This window comes from Desulfatiglans anilini DSM 4660 (assembly GCF_000422285.1).
GTDB classification, from domain to species: Bacteria; Desulfobacterota; DSM-4660; order Desulfatiglandales; family Desulfatiglandaceae; genus Desulfatiglans; species Desulfatiglans anilini.
Map to the genome: position 1 here is coordinate 22,354 of NZ_AULM01000011.1, position 21,291 is coordinate 43,644.

The 21,291-nt window shown below is 58.1% G+C and carries 17 protein-coding genes; 11 read left to right on the forward strand and 6 right to left on the reverse strand.

Annotated features, from left to right (window positions below):
* Positions 1–51: 51 nt before the first annotated feature.
* Positions 52–2,388 (reverse strand): cysteine--tRNA ligase, encoded by a 2,337-nt coding sequence (gene cysS / locus H567_RS0109955; RefSeq protein ID WP_028321288.1) that lies wholly within the window; start codon positions 2,386–2,388, stop codon positions 52–54.
* Between the two features lie 351 nt (positions 2,389–2,739).
* Here cysS and H567_RS0109960 point away from each other — a divergent pair, with 351 nt between their 5' ends.
* From H567_RS0109960 to H567_RS0109980, 5 genes are all read left to right on the forward strand, one after another.
* Positions 2,740–3,921, forward strand: coding sequence for an MFS transporter (locus H567_RS0109960; protein WP_035254001.1), 1,182 nt, complete (start codon positions 2,740–2,742; stop codon positions 3,919–3,921).
* 4 nt (positions 3,922–3,925) lie between these two features.
* On the forward strand, positions 3,926–4,159 hold the full coding sequence (locus H567_RS0109965; protein WP_028321290.1) for a hypothetical protein: 234 nt from the start codon (positions 3,926–3,928) through the stop codon (positions 4,157–4,159).
* Positions 4,137–4,895, forward strand: coding sequence for an RNA methyltransferase (locus H567_RS0109970; protein ID WP_028321291.1), 759 nt, complete (start codon positions 4,137–4,139; stop codon positions 4,893–4,895). The genes H567_RS0109965 and H567_RS0109970 overlap by 23 nt, the downstream gene beginning before the upstream one ends.
* Before the next feature lie 123 nt (positions 4,896–5,018).
* Positions 5,019–6,398, forward strand: a complete 1,380-nt coding sequence (locus H567_RS0109975) for a nucleotide sugar dehydrogenase (RefSeq protein ID WP_028321292.1) — start codon at positions 5,019–5,021, stop codon at positions 6,396–6,398.
* Between the two features lie 214 nt (positions 6,399–6,612).
* Positions 6,613–7,572 carry a UDP-glucuronic acid decarboxylase family protein gene (locus H567_RS0109980; RefSeq protein WP_028321293.1) on the forward strand — a complete coding sequence of 320 codons (960 nt, stop codon included), beginning with the start codon at positions 6,613–6,615 and terminating at the stop codon, positions 7,570–7,572.
* Between the two features lie 333 nt (positions 7,573–7,905).
* Here H567_RS0109980 and H567_RS0109985 read toward each other — a convergent pair whose 3' ends face one another.
* Both H567_RS0109985 and H567_RS24205 read right to left on the reverse strand, forming a co-directional pair.
* Complete coding sequence (locus H567_RS0109985) at positions 7,906–9,270, reverse strand: sigma-54-dependent transcriptional regulator (RefSeq protein WP_028321294.1); 1,365 nt, start codon at positions 9,268–9,270, stop codon at positions 7,906–7,908.
* A gap of 34 nt (positions 9,271–9,304) precedes the next feature.
* On the reverse strand, positions 9,305–10,594 hold the full coding sequence (locus tag H567_RS24205; RefSeq protein WP_161626596.1) for an ATP-binding protein: 1,290 nt from the start codon (positions 10,592–10,594) through the stop codon (positions 9,305–9,307).
* A gap of 828 nt (positions 10,595–11,422) precedes the next feature.
* On the opposite strand from H567_RS24205, the gene H567_RS24210 reads away from it, so the two are divergent.
* On the forward strand, positions 11,423–12,739 hold the full coding sequence (locus H567_RS24210) for a radical SAM family protein (RefSeq protein ID WP_153306137.1): 1,317 nt from the start codon (positions 11,423–11,425) through the stop codon (positions 12,737–12,739).
* Position 12,740: 1 nt separating this feature from the next.
* Here H567_RS24210 and purD read toward each other — a convergent pair whose 3' ends face one another.
* The 3 genes from purD to H567_RS0110015 all read right to left on the reverse strand — a co-directional run bounded on the left by purD (position 12,741) and on the right by H567_RS0110015 (position 15,441).
* Entirely contained in the window at positions 12,741–14,036 is a 1,296-nt protein-coding gene (gene purD / locus H567_RS0110000) for a phosphoribosylamine--glycine ligase (RefSeq protein WP_028321295.1), read from the reverse strand.
* 154 nt (positions 14,037–14,190) lie between these two features.
* Positions 14,191–15,003, reverse strand: coding sequence for a TIM barrel protein (locus H567_RS0110005; protein WP_035254003.1), 813 nt, complete (start codon positions 15,001–15,003; stop codon positions 14,191–14,193).
* Positions 15,004–15,210: 207 nt separating this feature from the next.
* Complete coding sequence (locus H567_RS0110015; protein WP_028321297.1) at positions 15,211–15,441, reverse strand: hypothetical protein; 231 nt, start codon at positions 15,439–15,441, stop codon at positions 15,211–15,213.
* A gap of 1,008 nt (positions 15,442–16,449) precedes the next feature.
* Here H567_RS0110015 and H567_RS24215 point away from each other — a divergent pair.
* The 5 genes from H567_RS24215 (at position 16,450) to H567_RS0110050 (ending at position 21,291) form a co-directional block, all read left to right on the forward strand.
* Positions 16,450–17,139, forward strand: a complete 690-nt coding sequence (locus tag H567_RS24215) for an MBL fold metallo-hydrolase (RefSeq protein WP_051184696.1) — start codon at positions 16,450–16,452, stop codon at positions 17,137–17,139.
* A 41-nt stretch (positions 17,140–17,180) separates the two neighbouring features.
* A complete protein-coding gene (locus H567_RS0110035) occupies positions 17,181–18,206 on the forward strand; it encodes a J domain-containing protein (protein WP_028321300.1) in 1,026 nt (341 codons plus the stop codon).
* Entirely contained in the window at positions 18,182–18,316 is a 135-nt protein-coding gene (locus H567_RS29840) for a hypothetical protein (RefSeq protein WP_279614985.1), read from the forward strand. The genes H567_RS0110035 and H567_RS29840 overlap by 25 nt, the downstream gene beginning before the upstream one ends.
* A 107-nt stretch (positions 18,317–18,423) precedes the next feature.
* Positions 18,424–19,812 (forward strand): sigma-54 interaction domain-containing protein, encoded by a 1,389-nt coding sequence (locus H567_RS0110045; RefSeq protein ID WP_028321301.1) that lies wholly within the window; start codon positions 18,424–18,426, stop codon positions 19,810–19,812.
* A gap of 330 nt (positions 19,813–20,142) precedes the next feature.
* Positions 20,143–21,291 carry an acyl-CoA dehydrogenase family protein gene (locus H567_RS0110050; protein WP_028321302.1) on the forward strand — a complete coding sequence of 383 codons (1,149 nt, stop codon included), beginning with the start codon at positions 20,143–20,145 and terminating at the stop codon, positions 21,289–21,291.

Consider the following 21,291-nt stretch of genomic DNA (forward strand, 5'->3'; position numbering starts at 1 on the left):
CCCCCGCTTTGTGATGGCGCTAGAGCACCAGGCCTCTCGGGCGAGTATTTCTCAGGCCTTGCCGGGGCCTGTTGTCGAGGTGCGCTGCCAGATCGTCCCTTCGGGGGTGTCCAGGAGCTCGATGCCACGCTCTTTGAGCCGGTCGCGGATGCGGTCGGCTGTTTCCCAGTCCTTTCTTCGGCGCGCCTCCTCTCTGGCGTGGATCGATGCTTCGATTTCGCCTTCGAGTGCGGCGGGTTCGAGGTTTAATACGCCGAGGACGCCGTTGACGGCCGTGAGGATTTCCAGAAATTTCTGTTTGTCCGCTTTGGCGAGCATGTTGCGGTCCAGGAGTCCGTTGACGCGGCGGATGAATTGAAAAAGGGCCGCAAGGGCGGCTGCGACATTCAGATCGTCGTCCAGGGCTTCGGTAAAACCGTGGCGCAGGTCGTACACGATCTGGTCCGCTTCGGGCTCGCTGCGGCCGTCGGGGCACTTGTGGAGCCGCTGGACGAATCCGTCGAGCCGCGCGATGGTGCTGCGGGCCGCATTCAGCTTCATCCAGGAGAAGACGATGGGCTTCCGGTGGTGCCGGCTGAGGATCAGGTATCGGATGTCCCTGCCGCTGTACCCCCGTTCGAAGATCTCCCGCAGTGTGAGCCCCTCCGCATCGGCGGCCTTGGAGGTGCGCCTGCCGTTGACCAGGACGTTTTCATGGTGCACCCAGTAGTTGGCCGGCGGCTGGTTGGTCAGGGCCTGGCTGATGGCGATGGCGTTTTCGTGGTGCGGGAAGATCAGTTCGATGCCGCTCGTGTGGATGTCGTAGGTGGGCCCGAGGTACTTCATGGCCATAGCGGAGCACTCGAGGTGCCAGCTCGGCAGGACGTTCCCCCACTGGGTCTGGTAGAAGATCCCCCGTTTGAGGGCGCTCAGGGTGGCGCGCTTGAGAAGGGTGAAATCCCGTGGGTTGTCTTTCTCGTAATTGTCGAGATCCACGGTCTTGCCCACCCGGATCTTCGTCAGGTCGATGTGCGAGAGGTTCCCGTAAGGCTTGAAGCGGGAGATGTCGAAGTAGATCGAGCGGAACTTTTCGTAGGCATAGCCTTTCTGAAGCAGTCTCCGCGCAAGGTCGATCATCTCCTCGACGTGCTCGCTGGCCTTGGGGTAAACCGTGGCGGGCTCGATGCCGAGGCGTTCGATATCCTCCATAAAAGCGCGATTGAAACCCTCGGTAAAGTCCTTCAAGGGTACGCCGGCCTTCTCGGCGCCCTGGATCGTGCGGTCGTCGAGGTCCGTCAGGTTCGTCACCAGGGTGACACGGTACCCCTTGAAGCCCAGGTAACGCCGCAGGAGATCTGCGAAAAGAAAGCGCCGGGCGTGTCCGAGGTGGATGTACTGGCAGAGCGTCGGGCCGCAGCAGTACATCTTGACGTGGTTTTCCTCGATAGGGATCAGCTCTTCCTTGCGGCGGCTGAAGGTGTTGTAGATGTGGAGCCCCGAGCGCTTCTTGGCGGTGAAAAGCGCGGTGCTGAGATACCGTTCGCCGCCGTCCGGCAGGAGGACCACGATCTTTCCTTCGGTCATTTCACGGGCGATGCGCAGGGCGACCGCCATGGCGGCGCCGGAACTCATGCCGACGAGCATGCCTTCTTTACGGGCAAGCTGCCGTGCGGTCTCGAAGGCCTCCTCATCGTCCACGTTTTCGATGCGGCTCAGAATCCGTTTGTCGAAGATTCCAGGCTGGTAGGACTCCTTCATATTCTTGAGGCCCTGAATCTTGTGCCCCATGTAAGGCTCCACCCCTACGATGGAGACATGGGGCGCCATCTCTGCGTAACGTTTTGCAAGCCCCATCAGCGTTCCGCTGGTACCCATGGTCGCGACGATCGCGCTCACCTGCCCTCCGGTCTGCTCCCAGATTTCGAGGGCGGTCCCCACGTAGTGTGCCTTCCAGTTGTTTTCGTTGTTGAACTGGTCCGCCAGCCAATATTTGTCAGGGGCCTCGCGCATGAGGTTGTAGACGTATTCGATCGCCCCGTCGGTTCCCATGTGGGCCGGCGTGAATTTGATTTCCGCCCCGAAGGCCTTGAGGATCTTGACCCGCTCTTCGCTGACGGACTCCGACATGCTCAGAAGAATGCGGTAGCCTTTGACGGCGGCGACCATGGCGAGGCCGATTCCCGTATTGCCGCTGGTCGCCTCCAGGATGATTTTGTCCCGGGTAAGGTCCCCGCTCCTCTCGGCCTCTTCGATCATGTACAAGGCCGGCCGGTCCTTGATGGACCCGCCGGGGTTGAAGTACTCGAGTTTGGCCAGGACTTCGACGGATCTGCTGGGATTCAGGCGGTGGACCGGGATGAGGGGCGTTTGTCCAACATGATCCAGGATATTGTTTCGTTTTGTCTGCATCGGTGATTGCTCCGCCGGGATCATCCTGTCAACCGAAAAGCAACCCTGTTTCCGGACTGGAAACGGGCTGGTGCCGGATGAACCATTTCCGGATGGATGAGGTCTAACTTCAAAATAAACTAAAATGATATAAAAATAACATGGCTTTTGCAATCGGCAATTTTCTTCTATGACCTTGAATCCTTTGGCGGATCGTTTATACTGCAAGGATTCCGGCAGGCAGGAGGCGCGGTTCACCCCGTGTGCTTTCCGGCAAGCAGCCCTGTTTCCCCCGGAGAGTGCTTCGTACGGTCCAATTCGTGGACGATCCCATGACTGGTTTTTATCCTTTCAAAGAAACGCTGTGGGTGGATGGTCTTCCCTTTCAGAATATTCCTGACCCTGTTTTCCGCTGTTTTCGTGACCACCATGGGGGCGGGTCTAGTGGCGCCGCTCCTGCCGGTTTACGCCCACGAACTCGGTGCCGAAGCACTCGAGATCGGCTTGATTTTCGGCTCTTTTTCCCTGACGCGGAGCCTGTTCGTCCCTTATTTCGGCAAGTGGTCGGATCGCCGGGGACGCAAGCCCTTCATTGTAATCGGTTTGTTCGGATATTTCCTCGTCTCGCTCGCATTTACGGCTACGGAGGGGGTCTGGTCGCTGATCGCGATCCGGCTTGCACAGGGGTTTGCTTCAGCCATGGTGCTGCCGGTGGCCCAGGCCTATGTAGGCGACATGACCCCTTCGGGCTGGGAAGGCCGGATGATGGGCGTGTTCAATATCGCCCTCTACTTCGGTTTGAGCGCAGGCCCGGTGCTCGGCGGAGTGCTGAGGGATTGGGCGGGTATCGATGTGTCTTTTCTCAGCATGGGGGCCCTTGCCCTGTTCGGGTTCCTGTTGAGCCTGATTCTCCTGCCGCGCGAGAAGAGCAGCCGGACGAAGGAAGCTGCCGCAGCGAAATCAGGGTCCGAGCGTCCGGTCGGACACGGGTATTCGACCCTTTTGAAGCGTCCGGCGGTGCGCGCGCTTTTCCTGTTCAGGGCGACCTTTACGACCGCGATCGGGATCACCTGGACCTTTCTGCCGCTCGGCGCCGGGACCCGCCTCGGGCTTTCGAGCTCCGCCATCGGTTTCGTCGTCATGGTGAACGTGCTGGTCGCTGCCCTTTGCCAGGCCCCTATGGGATATCTTGCGGACCGGATCAGCAAAGGGCTTATGGTCGGCATAGGCGGGGTCATGGGCGCCGGCGCGATGCTTTTCCTGAGCGAGGCCTCGACTTTCTGGGGGCTTGTGTTGGCCAACAGCCTCTTCGGTCTGGCCGGCGGGATCGCCTTCCCGCCGGTGATGGCCCTGGGGGTGATCGAAGGCCGTGCGGCCCGGGCGATGGGGAGCCTGATGGGGCTCCTGGCGTTGGCGCACAGCCTCGGCATGCTTGCGGGGCCCGTATTGGGGGGATTCTTCATCGACTGGTTTTCTTTCGATTGGATTTTCAGGGTGGGGGCTGGCATCATCGCCCTTGGAACCCTGATTTTCTGGATGCAATACAAAAGGTGAGCCTATGGAGTCTTATGGCGTCATTGAGGTCGATCTGTTTTCGGAGGAGGTCGACGACGCGGATCACCCCGAAGCGGTCCGCTTCAGGTTGATGCTGGAGGATGTGGCGGCCGAACACGGCTGTTTTCTGATCTACTTCGAGGTGGAGAAGGGGACCGTCGAGTTCGCCTTCGACAGCGATGAACTGATGGCCAAGATCTTGAGGATTCTTGAGGATGGCGGACCGCGTAAGGCTTGATCGAGTCGGGATCGTTCTGGTAGAGCCCCACATCCCGGAAAATATCGGTTCGGTCGCCCGCGCCATGCACAATATGGGCCTGTCACGGTTGACGGTGGTCAACCCCAAGAACTGCGACTTGTCAAGGGTCCTCAAGACCGCCACCGGCCCTTCGATCGATGTGATCGAGGAGATGGACGTCCTGGAGGATTTCGGCGAAGCGGTGGGGCCTTTCGAGTTTGTTGTGGGTACGACCGCCCGCACCGGCACGCTGCGTCCGGCTTTGATGGAGCCGCGGGGACTCGCGCAGTCGCTGATCCCGATTACCTGCGAGAACCGGGTCGCCATTCTGTTTGGGCCCGAGGACAGAGGCCTTTCGAATGAACATCTGCGGCAGTGCCACACCATCGTCACCATCCCGACCGCCTCGTTTTCCTCGTTGAATCTGGCTCAGGCCGTGATGGTGATCTGCTATGAACTATTCCTGGCTTCCGCCGAGGCCCCGCATGAGGCTTTGCCCCGCCTGGCCGACCGCTTCGAACTCGAGGGGATGTACGATCACCTCAAGACGGTGTTGACCAAGATCGGCTTCATTGACCGCCAGAATCCGGAGCACTGGATGATCAATATCCGCCGCTTTCTTTCGCGGATGCCGCTGCGTGCGCGGGATGTCCGGATCATCCGCGGGATCTGCCGCCAGGTGGATTGGTACACAGGCCAGCACAAGCGGAAGACCGAACGGGCTGATACCGATTGACAAAACGGCGCGGGTCCACTAAATCTCGGTGAGGCGGGTTCTTTCCTGTGCAAAAGCCTTCTCCAAACCGCCGCAACGCCGCCTGTCTTCGACTTGAACGTGATTCAGCGAAAAGGTGATGGTATGACCTTTGAGAAGAGCATCCTCTGTATCGGCGCCGGCTATGTGGGCGGGCCCACCATGGCCGTGATCGCAAATCGCTGCCCCGGCTACCGCGTGACCGTGGTGGACATCGATGCCGAGAAGATTGCGCAGTGGAATGCGGCCGAGCTGCCCATCTATGAGCCCGGGCTCGATGAGGTGGTCAAAGCGGCGCGGGGCCGCAACCTGTTCTTCAGCACCGATATGCCGAACGGCATCCGGGAAGCGGATATCATCTTTGTAAGCGTCAACACACCCACCAAACAGTTCGGGGCGGGTGCGGGCATGGCGGCGGATCTGCAGTACTGGGAAAAGACGGCGCGCGAGATCATGCGCTATGCGGAATCGCCGAAGATCATCGTCGAAAAAAGCACCCTCCCCGTCAAGACCGCCAAGGCCATGGAGCGGATCCTCAATACGACTCGGCACCCCGTCCGATTCGATGTCCTTTCGAACCCTGAATTTCTGGCCGAAGGGACGGCGATCAAGGACCTGGAGGACCCGGACAGGGTTCTCATCGGATCTGCCGAAACGCCGGAGGGGGTCCGAGCCCGGGATGAACTGGTAAGGCTTTATGCCCACTGGGTGCCGCGGGAGCGCATACTCACCTCCAACGTCTGGAGCAGCGAACTGTCGAAGCTTGTGGCGAATGCCTTTCTGGCCCAGCGGATTTCCTCGATCAACGCCATCAGCGCGCTGTGCGAACGTACCGATGCGGATGTGGTCGAGGTGGCCGAGGCCGTTGGGATGGACCGGCGCATCGGTCCGAAGTTTTTGAATGCGAGCGTGGGATTCGGCGGCTCCTGCTTCAAGAAGGACATCCTCAATCTGGTGTATCTGTGCCGTTCATACGGTCTGGAGGAGGTGGCGGATTACTGGCTGGGGGTGCTGCGCATCAATGATTATCAGAAGGACCGGTTCGTGCTGAATATGCTCAGGGCCATGTTCAACACGCTGGCGGGCAAGCAGGTCACCCTGTTCGGCTTCGCCTTCAAGGCCAACACCGGTGACACCCGGGAAAGCCCCGCCATATTCGTGGCCCGCAAGCTGCTGGAGGAACGCGCGAGACTGGTGATTTCCGACCCGAAGGCGATCCGGCAGGCGCGGCTCGATCTGCGGGATGTCGACGGTGATGTCCGATACGAAGAGGATCCCTACGCGGCCGCAGCAGGTTCGGATGCCATCGCGGTCCTGACGGAGTGGGGTCTTTATGCGGACCTCGATTACGATCGGATCTTTCGTTCCATGGGAAAGCCCGCGTTCATCTTTGACGGAAGGAATATCCTGGACCATTGCCGCCTTTTCGAGATGGGCTTCAATGTGTACGCGATCGGCAAGCCGCCGCTCACCCATTTTATCTGAGGTTTTTGCCGGGCAAAGGTCTTTCGGCATCGTACCGGCGTCAGTTCGTTTCCAAGCCTATGGGGGGCTTTGCCTGTTTTTGAGTGACGCTTTGCGAGAATTCGAACGCCTTTCGTGAAGGGCGGAGACCGGCGGGAAAACACGCGGAAGAGGATTTTAGCAGGGAAGACCTCTAGAGGCGGGGCCTCAGGCTTGCAGTTGACAGGGAGAATGGATGCGCCACTCGCAGAAAAGAATACTGATTACGGGCGGGGCCGGTTTCCTGGGTTCCCATCTTTGCGAGCGTCTGATGGCGGAGGGCCATGATGTCCTCTGCCTCGACAATTTTTTCACGGGCTCCAAACGGAACGTCGCGCACTTGCTCGGCAGGCCCAATTTCGAACTGCTCCGCCACGATCTCGTGCAGCCCATCCTGCTCGAAGTGGACGAGATCTACAACCTCGCCTGTCCGGCTTCCCCGGTTCACTATCAGTACAATCCTGTCAAAACGGTCAAGACAAGCGTGATGGGCGCTATCAACATGCTCGGATTGGCCAAGCGCGTCAAGGCGAAGATCCTGCAGGCATCCACGAGCGAGGTGTACGGAGACCCGCAGGAGCATCCGCAGCACGAGACGTATTGGGGGCATGTGAATCCCATCGGGCGGCGGGCCTGTTACGACGAGGGCAAGCGGTGCGCCGAAACCCTCTTTTTCGACTACCATCGGCAGAACGGCGTCAACATACGTGTGGCAAGGATCTTCAATACCTACGGCCCTCGAATGCACCCCAACGACGGCCGCGTCGTCAGCAATTTCATCGTCCAGGCCTTGAGCGGGAAGCCTATCACCCTGTATGGAGATGGACTGCAGACCCGTTCGTTCTGCTTCGTGGACGATCTGATCGAGGGGTTGATGCGCCTGATGGCCGCGCCCGATGATCTGACCGGGCCGGTGAACCTCGGGAATCCAGACGAGTTTTCGATCAGGGAACTCGCCGAGCAAATCGTCCGCCTGACCGGAAGTTCGTCAACGTTCGTTTACGAACCGCGGCCCTCCGATGACCCTTTGCAGCGGCGGCCGGACATCAGACTGGCGATGGAACGCCTTGGATGGCGCCCGAGGACCCAACTCGGGGAAGGTTTGTCCAGGACCATCCGCTATTTCAGGGAGACCGTATCGGAATCGAATGGATGAACCTTCTGATTTCTCTGCAAAAGTAACGGTAAACGCCGCGGGTTGATCATGCCCGAAAAAAACCAGCCGCTCAAAGAGCGGCTGGTTTTCAGGAGGAAAGAGTGATTTTTGATATTTATAATCTGCAATATGCTTGCCAAACTATCCCCGAGATCCGAAAAAATTAGCAATATATTGAAATTATTATATTATTCTGTTGCGCACCTTGTCCCCTCGCCCTCAGCAAAAGGCGTGAAAGGTACAAAATTTTGTACTCGGTTTTGGGCTTCTGGAGTTTTTGTCGCGTAATGGATCAATAATACAAGATAAATTTCAGTACAAGATTTTGAACTGTTATAGGGATATCTGGTATTTCTTCATCTTGTGCTGGATCAGACTCTTGGTAATCCCGAGCATTTTTGCGGCGTGGGACTGAACGTTTCCGCACCGCTCCAGTGCACGCCGGATCATTTTTTCTTCAATGGTTTCGAGGGCCTCCGTAAGAGAGGTGTTTGGTGGTATGAAGCGGTCTATATCGAGTTCGGTCTCGGCCTCCACCATCTCCTGCGGCAGGTCGTCCAAGATGATCAACCGTCCCGGGTTCAGGATCACCGCCCGTTCGATCACGTTTTCGAGCTGCCGGACATTCCCGGGCCATGAGTACGTGTAAAAGATCTTCCAGACCTCCGGGCTCAGCTCCACGGGTTTCTCGGATGCGTTTTCGCGATATTTTTCAATAAAATGCTTTACCAGCAGCGGGATGTCGTCAAGCCTTTCTCTGAGCGGGGGCACCTCGATGTTGATGACATTCAGCCGGTAGAAAAGATCTTCCCTGAAGATGCCCTCCGCAACGTCGTCTTTGATATTCCGGTTCGAGGCGGAAATCACCCGCACATCCACCTTGATGGTTTTGGTTCCGCCGACCCGTTCGAATTCCATCTCCTGCAGGACCCGCAGGAGCTTTACCTGAAGGGAGGCCGGCATATCACCCACCTCGTCGAGGAAGAGGGTCCCGCCGTCGGCAACCTCGAACCGTCCTTTGCGCATGGCGACGGCCCCGGTAAAGGCGCCTTTTTCATGGCCGAACAGTTCGCTTTCAAGCAGCGTTTCCGTTAGGGCGCCGCAGTTGATCGAGACGAAAGGGAGATCTTTTCGCGGGCTTCCATAGTGAATGGCCTTGGCGATCAACTCCTTGCCGGTTCCGGAGGGTCCGCTGATCAACACGGATGCCCTGGAATGCGAGACCTTTTCGATCAGGTCATAGACCTTGAGCATAACCTTGCTCTTGCCGATGATATTTCCGTAGCGGAAGCGGTCTGACAGGGCTTTCGTGAGAAACCGGTTCTGCTTGATGAGCCGATGGTTTTCGAGGGCCTTCTTGACGGTCAGTTTGAGCTGTTCGTTCTCGAATGGCTTCGTGATATAATCATAAGCTTGTTTTTTCATGGCCTCCACGGCCATTTCGATCGTCCCGTAGGCCGTCATCATGATCACGGGGAGGTCAGGCTGAATCTTTTTGGCCGCTTCGAGGAGTTCCATGCCGCTCATCCCCGGCATCTTCATGTCGGTGACCAGGAGATCCAGATCGGATTCCTCGATCAGCCGGACGGCATCGAATCCATTTTGGGCCGTGATGATTTCGTAGCCTTCGGAGGCCAGCAAGGCCTCCATGACGACCAGATAATTCTTTTCGTCATCGACGATCAGAATGGTTTGCATGAGAATAAACCCTTTCGCTTTTTCCCGTTCATGTTCACAGGGGCTCCCTGGGCAGTCTGATGGTTACGCGGGTGCCGCTCCCCTCCTTGCTTTCGATCGCGATGGTTCCCTGGTGCCCCTCGATGATGTTTCGCACAATGGAGAGTCCGAGCCCGGAGCCCCGGTCCTTGCAGGTGAAAAACGGGTCGAAGATGCGGGCCAGGTTCTCTTCGCTGATCCCGCAGCCGGTGTCCTCGATGTCGAGGCGGTAGTAGCCGTCTTCGACGCCAGCATGGACCCGCATCTCCCCCCCTTGTTCCATGGCCTGGACGGCATTGATGAAGATGTTCAAAAAGGCCCTGTAGAGCAGGTCAGAGTCGGCCTTGAGCGGCAAGGCCCGGCCGTCCAGATCGTGTTGCACACGGATGCCGTGTTTCTCGAATTCGGGCGACAGGAAGACCAGGTTTTTGCGGAGGATGTCTTCGAGTTGAATTTCACGGAGCCTGGGGGTCTGGGGGCGTGCAAAATCCAAGAACTCCGTGACGATATTGTTGAGACGGCTGGACTCCTCCACGATGACACCGCAAAGCATCTTTTGATGCTCACGGATCTCGGGCATGCCGCCCAGAAACTCCGCTGTGCTGCGGATGATGCCCAGGGGATTTCGGATCTCGTGGGAGACCCCCGCGACCATCTGGCCGAGGGCGGCCAACCGTTCGGCCTGGTTCAACTGGGACTCCAGTTCACGCTGCTGGCGCGTCCGCTCCTGGAGGATGTTCTCCGCCTTGCGTACGATCAGCAGCAGCACGACGAAGATCAACCCCATAATCAGGATCGAGAGACCGAACACCAGGTACTGAAACCGCACGATAGACTCGTATTCCTCCGACAGGTCCTGGATCAGCTCGAAAACGCCGAGAACGTACCCCTTGTCGCCGGTGAACGGGTCCGCGCCCCGGAAAGGGATGTAGGTTCGAAGCTTTTTTTCTCCACCGAAGATCTCGATTCCGAGACCCCACAGGTCGTCTCCTTCTGAAATCAGCCCCGATGTGGTTTCACCGAGGACGGCCCTTTGGTAGCCGAGGCTTTCATGGGCCTTTTTCCCCAGGAGGCGTGTGTCGGTGCTGTAGGCGATCACCCCTTTGCCTATGTCGTAGATGTTGACGAGATCGATCTTGAAGCTGTGGATGGTATTGCGGACGATCCGGTCCATCCACTCATTCTGTTTTTGCTCCCTGAGCCGAATCATCCCATAGCGGCCTGTCACCGGGAGAACGAAATTCTGGAATACCTGGTGATCCAGATTCTGCCCCAACAGCCGTGCGTAGTTCTCGTAGCTTTGCATCAAAATGTCCTTGGCCTGCCGCGAGATGACCACCGATAAGGGGAAGCTGAAAAGCATCAGGACGACGAAGCTGGCGTAGGCGAAGAATTTGACGAGCCTGAACTGCTGCCCGGCGGCCGGGGCACCGGGACGGTCGGGCGCTGATTTTTCTTGACGGGCGTCCGGTGTGCCCGAGGCGTGGTTCGTGGCGTCGTGTGTGTTTCGTGGCTTCAGAGAGGGCGCTCCTGCTGAGAGATGGTTTTTACAAACGCATAAATAAAATATATTAAAAGGAAAAATGGGGCGGGTCAACCGCATATGATTTGAGATCCAGTGGGATCGATGCTAGACTTGTTTCCATCCGGAAAGGGTCTTATTGGTCAATCTCGGGGTTGATCCGCACGGTTGCTTTTCCGGCGACGTGCAGGTCGCCTCTGCGGAAACGATTGACCTCCTTGATATTGTAAAAATAGGGACCCACTCCGCAGGGGTGGGACTGAGCACCCGGAGGGTGTGAAGAAATGTCCTCGTTCCCGGATCGACAGGAGAGCCGTGTCCATCCGGGAACGATCCATTTATCAGCGGATGCGCCGGTTCGGTGTGATCTCTTCGGGCGGATTCAATGGGGGCCGATTTTTGTGGGTTGCCGCTGTGTCGCTCCAGCGGGACTTTATGAGATCGCGGCGTTGATCAAATGAACGTCGAGATGCGCACACGGTTCACAGGCCTGGGTGTTGGACCCGTTGCCCTGGCGGAGGCTTGAAAAGGCGACGGGAGGCGCGCCCTGCGGGAACCGGAGCAGATCGTTCAATAGGCGGGTGCAGCAGATGGTTCAGGTGGGGGTCGAGATTGGGGGTATTTGAGAAGAGTGCAACGGGGTCGCATGAAAGGCTTCAGGACCTGCCTTTCATGCTTTACGCGGATGCATCGGGCAATATCTACGAACACCCTTATCTCCGGATGGTCGGCTTCTCAGGCCAAGGCCCCTACCCGCTCGAGGCGGAAGCCCTTACCGAAATGCCCGAATTCAGCAAATTGTTCTTTATCCCGGGCTGCCCTCCCATAGGGCTCGACCCGGAGACAGGCCGAACGGAACTCGTTCTGGAGGAGGAAACAGCCATGGGCCTGGAGCCCGTCTGCGCCGTGGCCGTTTTTCTGGAACCGGGCTGGGTCCGCAGCCACCTGCCTGCGGCGGACTATCGCAGCAAGGATTACACCCTGCCGATGTGGGCCTATACGGCGGTGGGCTCTCTGGAGGACCGGTACTGGGCGGCCGGTTTCCAGATCGAGTACAATCACAAATGGGATCCCCGCTACTACGACGATGACGATCTGCTGCCGGCTGTCAAGACGTACCGCCGGGAGCACGGCCTAGGGCCTCTCGCGCGGCATCTCGTCCAGTGCGCCACCAAGAATCACTGTTTTGCCGCCAAGAACCTCTTCCTCGGCCGATGGGAGGCCCCGCTGCCGGTGAGCCGCTCATGCAATGCCGCCTGCCTCGGGTGTCTTTCTTTTCAGCCGGAGGGGTTTACCGAGGCCTCGCACGAGCGGCTTTCCTTCAGGCCGGATCCGGCCGAAGTCGTCGCGCTCGCTGTGCGGCACCTGCAGGCGGCGCGCGAGGCGATCATGAGTTTTGGGCAGGGGTGCGAAGGGGAGCCCTTGACGGAATACCGCCTGATGGGTGAGAGCATCGTTCAAATCCGCCGGCTGACGGGGAAGGGGACGATCAACCTGAATACGAACGGGAGCTGGCCTGAGCGGGTGCGTCACGTGATCGGCTGCGGCCTGGATTCGATTCGCATCAGCCTGAACAGCGCGCGGGCGGATTTCTACGAGGCCTATTACCGCCCGAAGGGCTACAGGTTCGCCGACGTGGTTGAAAGCATCCGCCTCTCCCGCGCCGCCGGGCTCTACACGATGATCAACTATCTGGTCTTTCCGGGCATCACCGATCAGGAGGCGGAGTTGGAGGCCTTGGAGGAAATGGTGCGGGCGACGGATCTGAACTTCATCCACCTGAAGAACCTCTGCATCGATCCGCAGCAATACCTCGCGCACATGCCCCTTTCGTCTTCCCCCGCCATGGGGATGCGCGTGTTTGTCGGCCGCCTGCGGCAGGATCTGCCGCAGGTCCAGCTCGGTTACTTCAACCAGCCCGTCCGGTGATTCAATTCCCTGCCGCCTGCTCGCGTTCTACGGCCCGGTACCCGATGTCCTTTCGGTAATAAGCGCCGTCCCAATGGATGCGCTCGATGCGTGCGTAAGCCTTGGCCTGGGCCTCGCGCACGGTTCGCCCCAGAGCGGTCACACACAGGACACGCCCTCCGGCTGTGACCACCGCATCGTTCCGGAAGGCGGTGCCGCTGTGAAAGACCTTCACATCGTCCGGGGCCTTCTCGTCGAGCCCGCTGATGGGGTCGCCCTTGCGGTAGGAGATCGGATACCCGCCGGCCGCCATTACGACCCCCAGGGCGGCGCGTTGGTCCCACTGGATGGACGCGCCGTCCAGGCGGTTTTCCAGGGAGGCGAGGCACAGGTCCGCCAGATCGGACTGAAGGCGCATCACGATCGGCTGCGTTTCGGGATCGCCGAAGCGGCAGTTGTACTCGAGGACCTTCGGGCTTCCATCCGGGCCGATCATCAGGCCGGCATACAAAAAACCGGTGTAAGGGGTCCCTTCGAGGGCCATGCCGCGAACGGTCGGCTGGATCACCTCGCGCATAACCCGCTGGTAGACATAGTCCGAAACGACGGGAGCGGGGGAGTAGGCTCCCATCCCCCCGGTGTTGGGTCCCTGGTCGCTGTCATCCCTTGCCTTGTGGTCCTGGCTGGTGGCGAGCGGCAGGATCGATTCGCCGCCCACCATCACCGTGAAGCTGGCCTCTTCGCCTACGAGAAATTCTTCGATCACGACCGTTTTTCCCGCATCACCGAAAGCGGCGCCGGAAAGCATTTCCTCGGCTGTACGGACAGCCTCTTCCGGGGTGTTTACGATGACGACCCCTTTCCCGGCCGCCAGGCCGTCCGCCTTGATCACCAGGGGGAGGGCGGCCTTTTCGATGAAGGACCTGGCGGCTGTGAGTTCGGTGAAGGCGCCGTAGGCGGCGGTCGGAATGTTGTGACGCGCCATGAAGTCCTTGGCGAACCGCTTCGAGCCCTCGAGGCGGGCGGCCTGTGCGCTTGGGCCGAAGCAAGCCAGCCCGCGGGCCCTGAAATGATCCGTGATACCGGCGACCAGGGGGGCCTCGGGGCCTACCAGTGTCAAGCCGATCTTTTCCCGGGCGGCGAAAGACGCCAGGGCGTCGATGTCATCCGATGGGATCGGAAGGTTTTCCATCCCCCGTTCCATGGCGGTTCCGGCATTCCCGGGGGCGACGAAGACCTTTCGTACGGTTCCGGATTGGGCCAATTTCCAGGCCAAGGCATGTTCACGGCCACCTCCGCCGACGACCAATACGTCCATTTTGCTTTTCCTTTCGAACAGTTGATTGATTGACCGGGCGAGTATATCAGGATGTGCGGTGGTGTCAAGGCGCAGTTGAGCGAGATCTGTACCCGAAGTCGCAAAGGTTCATCGATCAGAAGCCGGGCCTTCGCCGCGTGACCCTGCGGAAGATTCATCTTGCCGCTGCAGGGCCTTCCCCTTGAGCATGCCTTCGAAGAAACTGGCGGACGAATTTGAGCGTTCGAAGCAGCGCCGCTTCTTCATGCAGTTCCAGGACCCACCAGGTGCAAAGCTGGAGCCGGCTCAGTAGCGCCAGGCGACCTTCGAGGTCATCTGTTCTCGAGGGTGGCAGATGCCCCTGGCTGGTTTCCTTGTGGTAAACGTGGGCGTTCAGGAACCGCTCGGGGTGGGGGCTGACGAAGTCTTCAATTTCAAAGATTTGGGATTTGATCGAAGGGCTCACCTGGGCATGCCCGATGTCGAGTGTGCCCCAGGCGCCTGACTTGCGGATCAGCTTTTCGTAAAGGTCAGGCCTGCTGGTCCATCCCCAGCCCAGGTTTTCAAGGCAGATCTTCACGTTCATGGCGCTGGCGATCTGAACCAGCTTGGTGAGGCGGCGGATGGTCCGGTCCCAGGATAGGTGGTGGGTGGTGTTGCGTCCAAGCCCTATATGAAGAGTCAAGAAATGGCCGTTCATTTTGGATACGATTCGGGACAAGTGTTGAAAGAGGATCATGGCGTTTTTGGCCCTTTCCTCATCGACATCACCCAGATCGGTCTTGTGAAATGCACAGTGGTAACGCACTTCCAGAGGGGCCAGCCCTTCGATCGAGCGGAACAGCGCCGATTCTTCCGCTGGGGTTTGCGGCAGGTTTTCGGGGGTGAAGCTCCAATCGATGCCGCCGAAACCGTGTTCGAGGGCGAACGTCTTCAGGCGGGGGATATCCGCAATCAGATTGCAGCAGGCCAGTTTTGGTGAAAACATAGAAAAAACCTTTTGTCGATTCAGTTCGCGGCCGGGAAAAAAGCAAGAGACTGTTCGAACACGCCGCTCGGTTTCAATATCCGATCTCGTTTCCGGATTGGAAACGGGGTTCTGCCGGGATATCCTTCCCGGATGGTCACGATCTAGGCAATGGATTTGGCAGCAGTCGCAGATTGGATCGACCGCCTGCCTTCTTGATCCATAATCCTATTCGATACATTCTGAGTCTTCCGAGGCCGCCGCTGCCGTGAGATCGGCCAGAAGCGCATCCAAGTCGAGACGGTACTTCTCCGCCATGCCTTGGATCGTTTCGAAAAGAGCCTCGCAACAGAGGCAGACGCCGGCCTTACGATCATAACGTCTGAAAACAGCCTCCGTCTCGCGATGCCTGGAGATGACATCCAGGACAACCATGTCGGAGCGGATCGGATCATGCATCGCATTCACCATGTATTCGTTGCCGCGGACCTGGAATTTGAGCCTCCCACCCGTGCGAGCGTTGATGTTAAGGTGACTGGACCCATACTATTAGAAGGGAGATTACCGTTTTCAGCCCGTTATATAAAGCGCCATTCGCCTGGCAGTTCCGTTTTCCAGGGGAAATATTTTTTGCTCAGTTGGCCGGCGCCAACGAGCAGATTTGCTCCTCGAAGGCCGCCGGGAACCGCTCATGCGCAGCCTTCTGATCATCCTGCTCCACTGTGGCATCCTTCAGCGCAGAGTTGTTCCAAGGATTTCGCAGGTTTTCTTCAGGAGATTTTTCCTTGGCCTGTACAAAAAGGTCTCTTAACACGCCAACAGGGTGCCCCTTCCGGCCCGCATTTACTGAAAGGCTTGATTTTCTTGCGATTGGTCAACAAGCCCCTTCTCAGATTCGAGAAGATGCCGCGGTCGGCCATCTGGTTTCGGTTGGGCAGGAGTCGGAAGGCGGGGTTGCAGAAACTTGCCACTATCCCTAACATTAAAAATAAGCCGATTGGAAAAAGGTTTCAATGAGCGGTTTTACCTCGCGTCTAAACATGCTCAATCGGTCAATAGCCTTTTCCTTGTTTCTTGATCTCCGCATGGGGAGAAATGGATCTCCGGTATTCCCACCCCTGGAGCATGCCCTGCCAGGTGATGAAAACCGCTCGTGTGCACCTTCCGACCATCCTTCTCCACTGCGGTGCGCTTCCATGCAGGGTCGTTCCCGGAATTTCGCAGGTCTTCACCAGGTGATTATTCCTCAGCCTGTGAAGGACAGGGGGTTTTTCAAGGCGCCGGCATGGGAAAGCCTCTTGATTTTTCATTTTTGGGGACACATGGGTTTGTTTTCGGAAAACGATCGCTTATGCGCGCGCAGATCCGGATCGACGAAAAGGAGCAGCGTTTGCTTGTAAGAGGCACGGGGACTTCCACTGACGATCGAGGGCTTGTTGATCGACGGGCAAAGGAGAGGAGACACGCATGAGGGCGGTCATTCTTTACGACAACGCGGCGGCGGTCCCTGGTGTGGAAGCGGATTGGGGCTTTGCATGTTTTCTGGAAACCGGCGGGAAAAAGATCCTGTTCGACACCGGAGCGGATGGGCGTATTCTGATGAACAACATGCGTCTGTGTGGTGTCGAGCCCGCCGATGTGGACATGGTGTTCATATCGCACGCCCACTGGGATCACGCCGGCGGTCTGGAGCCATTCATGTCGATCCGGCGATGCCCTGTGTTTGCGCCTGCTTCGGCGCTGCATCCGAGGGCGCCACGGGATTTCTTTCCGGTCCGCGATGCGTTGTGGATCGACGGGCATCTCTGCTCGACCGGGGAACTTGCCGGGATCGAGCAAAGCCTCGTCCTCCAAGAGGATGGGTGGTTCTATGTGGTAGTCGGGTGCTCCCATCCCGGGGTGTCTCTGATCCTAGACGAGGCCTTGCGGCGAGGCCCTGTATGCGGAATCCTCGGGGGGCTGCATGACTGCAGGGATTTCGACCGGCTGGCTGCGCTCGATTGGATTTGTGGTACGCATTGCACCTTTTATCAAGACGAGATGAGGGCGATTCTAGGTTCAAAGTTCATTCCCGGCGGGGTGGGCAGAGAGTTGATGATATCGGGGGCGCGTTGCAGGTCCGGCACCGTCTCGCCCGCGGCGGCCCCGGCGGACTGAGGCAGGCAAGCAAACAGAAACGTAGAAAAAAGGAGCACTTATTGTATCTCAGACGCACGTATCGCCAGGGGGCCTTCGAATATGCGATCGCAGAATCCTTCGAGGCCGGCGGGGTTTGGCAGCACCGGGAACTCTGCCACCTGGGAGAGGACCCGGGCGTGTTCATCGAGTATCCGGGAGGCAACAGCTTCTATATCAACGAAGATCTCGAGAGGGATCTCGAGCGGGCGGATGTGAGCTTTACGGCCGATGAACTCGAAAGGCTCTTCCTGCCTTTTCTGGACCCGGATATCCGGCGGGTGGTCGATCTTTTCGACCGGGGAGGCCGCGGCTCCCGAAGCGGGCGTACGTATTCGTCCCAGGAGATGGATACGCTTCAAAAAGAGCTGCACTCGTTCGACAAACGCAGACTCCACTATCTGCGCTGCGGCCGTGTGGACATTGGCAACCTCGAGGGAAGAAGCTGGAAATTTTTGAATGTTCTGCTCGAGAAAAGCCGGGACGAGATCGAGCATATCTTCGAGGATATGGAAAGGCAGCTGCCGGAACGCGAGATACGTGCCTATCTGTTTACGGCTCTGCATCTCCAGACCCATTTCAGCCATCTCATCAGCCGCAATTATCCCGGAATGCTGGACCCCGAACGGGTGGATCACTTTTTCCTCGAGGACCTTTGCCGGCTCAACCGGGATGAAGGCTTCTTCCGCGGGGTGCGGCACGATGACCGAAACGTCCTCCATCCCTACCTGGCACGCTATGTCGCGCTCTATTTCGACCAGGGATGGGATCCTCACAGCGTATGGGACGAGGATATCCAGGATTTCATCAGCCGTCACCGGCTGGTCCGCTCTCAGTCCTCGAGTGCGCATGGCTTGAGCCCGGAAGAGGTAAGGGCGTGCCGGGAGCTTGAATTGGAGCCTCAGGGCTTCCGGACCATGGGCAGAGCAGAGGTGGTGCAAACTTATCGAAGGAAGGCCATTCAGGCCCATCCGGATACCGGCGGAGACCACGAGACGTTCGTCCGGATCAAGGAGGCCTACGAATGCCTGATCCGTTTGAAACATTGATGGGTTGCCATCCGGAAATGTCATTCGAGCGTGGCCGGATGACCGATCCGGGAAAAGGGTTTTGGCTGAAGCACCAAAAGGCGATCCTTTGTGTTGAGGCGGCTTGCTGATTTACGCAGAAAATTCGTTGCAGTTGAAGGCTGAAGCCGACAACAAGGACTAAACTCGGGATGGTAAAAAATGAATGCCCAGCGTGTAACAAAGAAAGAGCCGGAAGATGAGCAGCCGCACCCATGAGAAACAGACCGAGATCATCCTGGACAGCATCGCAGATGGGGTCTTTACCGTGGATGCCCAATGGCGGATTACCTCCTTCAACCGCAGCGCCGAAAAGGTAACGGGCATCCCCAGGGAAGAGGCCCTCGGGAGGCATTGCTGGGATGTATTCAGGGCCAGCATCTGTGAAAGCGAGTGTTCGCTGCGTCGCACCATGGAGACCGGGCGGCCGGTGCTGAACCAGACGATCTTCATCGTGAATTCCGCCGGAGATCGGATCCCGGTCAGCATCTCGACGGCCTTGCTCCGGGAGGAGGATGGACAGGTCATCGGCGGAGTGGAAAGCTTCAGAGACTTGAGCGTGGTCGAGGAACTCCGCAAGGAGCTCAAGGGCCGGCAGTCCTTTTTCGACATCATCAGCAAGAACAAGGAGATGCAGCGCCTCTTCGGGGTGCTGGAGCAGGTCTCGGAGAGTGATGCCACGGTCCTTCTCGTGGGCGAGAGCGGAACGGGCAAGGAGTTGTTCGCCAAGGCCATCCACTCGTTGAGTTCGCGGAGAAACGGTCCGATGATCGCCCTGAATTGTGCGGCTTTGCCGGACAGCCTGCTCGAGTCGGAGTTGTTTGGTTATGAGGCCGGTGCCTTTACGGATGCGAAGAAGGATAAGCCCGGGCGGCTGGCGCTGGCAGAGGGGGGAACCCTGTTTCTGGACGAGATCGGGGATGTGTCGCCCGCCCTTCAAGTGCGCCTGCTGCGTGTCCTGCAGGAAAAAACCTATGAACCTCTTGGGGCCATCACCTCCCGCAGGGCTGATGTGCGGATCGTTGCAGCGACGAACCGGGAACTGGAGGAACTGGTGCGTGAGGGCCGGTTCCGGCAGGATCTCTATTACCGCATCAACGTGGTAAAGCTGCGTCTGCCGCCGCTGCGAAGCCGCAAAGAGGACATCCCCCTGCTGGTCGATTTCTTCATCAAGAAGTTCAACCGGCTTTCCGGCAAGGAGATCCAAGGCCTTTCGCCGGAGGTGCTGCCCATCCTGATGGCACACCATTTCCCTGGTAACATCAGAGAATTGGAGAATATCATCGAGTATGCCACCGTTGTGTGCAAGTCTGGTTTGATAGGGCTCGAGCATCTGCCGGAATATCTGTTCCCGCGCAAGTGGCGGGCTCGGGACACTGCTTCACAGAAGACCTTCGATCCGGATATGTCGCTCGAGGACATGGAGCGGAGCTTCATCCTGACGGCCCTCCGCGAGAAGAACTGGAGCCGGAAGGAGACGGCACTAAGGCTCGGCATGCATCCTTCCACCCTTTGGCGCAAAATGAACAAGCTGAAGATCGATGCACCCCGTCAACGAGGGAAACGGGACTTCCTCAAGGTGGAGTAGGTTCGAAAATCCGTCTACATTTTCTGCAATCCCATTTCGGGATGGTCTTCCTGATCAGATGATCTCTTTGATCTTTCATTAAAAATCCTCCCCTCCGCTTCTTGCGGGATGTTCGGATCTGTTTTCAGCCGGGCGCCGGCATCGTCGAGCCAGAAAAAACTTGACATTCGTGAAAAAACCCTATAAGGATACTGACCGTTTAGTATTTATATTGGCCGGGGGGTGGGTGCGTTGTTTGCCCCCGTGCGGCCGGTTTTTACACCCTTTTATTCATTTCTCAGGATGCGGTTGTGCTGCCGCTGATCAAGATTCGCGTCGAAAGGAGCAGGTATGAATTTCGAACTGAGCAAGGAGCAGAAGGATATTAAAAGAGCTGCACGCGAGTTCGCAGAAGGCGAGATCCGTGAGGTGGCCAAGGAATATGACCGCCGTGAAGAGTTTCCGAAGGATCTTTGGCGGAAGGCCTGCGAGTTGGGCTTTGTGGGTGTTTACATCAAGGAGGAGCACGGGGGCGCGGATCTCGGGTTGCTGGAGTGCTGCCTGATCACCGAGGAGTTCTGGCGGGTCGATCCCGGCTGCGGTTGTGTCCTCCTGTCCTCCTTTGGCGCGGAGACCCTGCAAAACCACGGGACAAAGGAGCAGAAGGAGAAATATCTTCCTCCGATCCCTGCGGGGGAAGCCATCATGGGGACGGCGGTCACGGAGCCGGATGCGGGCAGCGATATCTTCGGTGTGAGGACGACAGCCTTCAAGGATGGTGAGGATTACCTCATCAACGGATCGAAGATTTTCATCACGAACGGCACCATCGCCGATTATCTGGCGGTTTTCTGCCTGACGGATCCGGATGCCAAAAACCGGTATGGCCGTTACTCCATGATCATGATGGAGACCGATCGCGCGGGGTTCGAGGCCTCGAAGATCAAAGGCAAGCTCGGTATCCGCGCTTCCGATACAGCCGAACTGTCCTTCAGCGATGTCCGGGTTCCGGCCGGCAATCTCATCGGGGGTAAAGAGGGGAACGGCTTCGAGCAGATCATGGAACTCTTCAACATGAATCGTGTCGTTGCAGCCTCTCAAGGGGTGGGCGTAGGGCAGGGCGCGCTGGATCAGACCATCGCCCATGTCAAGAAGCGGCAGGCCTTCGGCAGCGCCATCGGAAAATTTCAGGCCGTCCAGTTCAAATTGGCTGAAATGGCAACCATGGTGGAGGCGGCGCGCGTGTTGACCTACCAGGCCGCCTGGCTCTTGGACAACGGCAAAACGGATCCGAAGCTCATCGCGATGGCTAAGTGGTTATCCGGCGAGACAGGCGTCCGTGTGACCGATGACGCCCTTCAGCTGCACGGCGGCTATGGCTACATCAATGAATATGACATTGAGCGCTTTTACCGGGATGCCAAGATCGTTGAAATTTACGAGGCGACCAAGGAAATGGAGAAAAACACGATCGCCCGGCAGCTTTTGGGAAGATTTTAA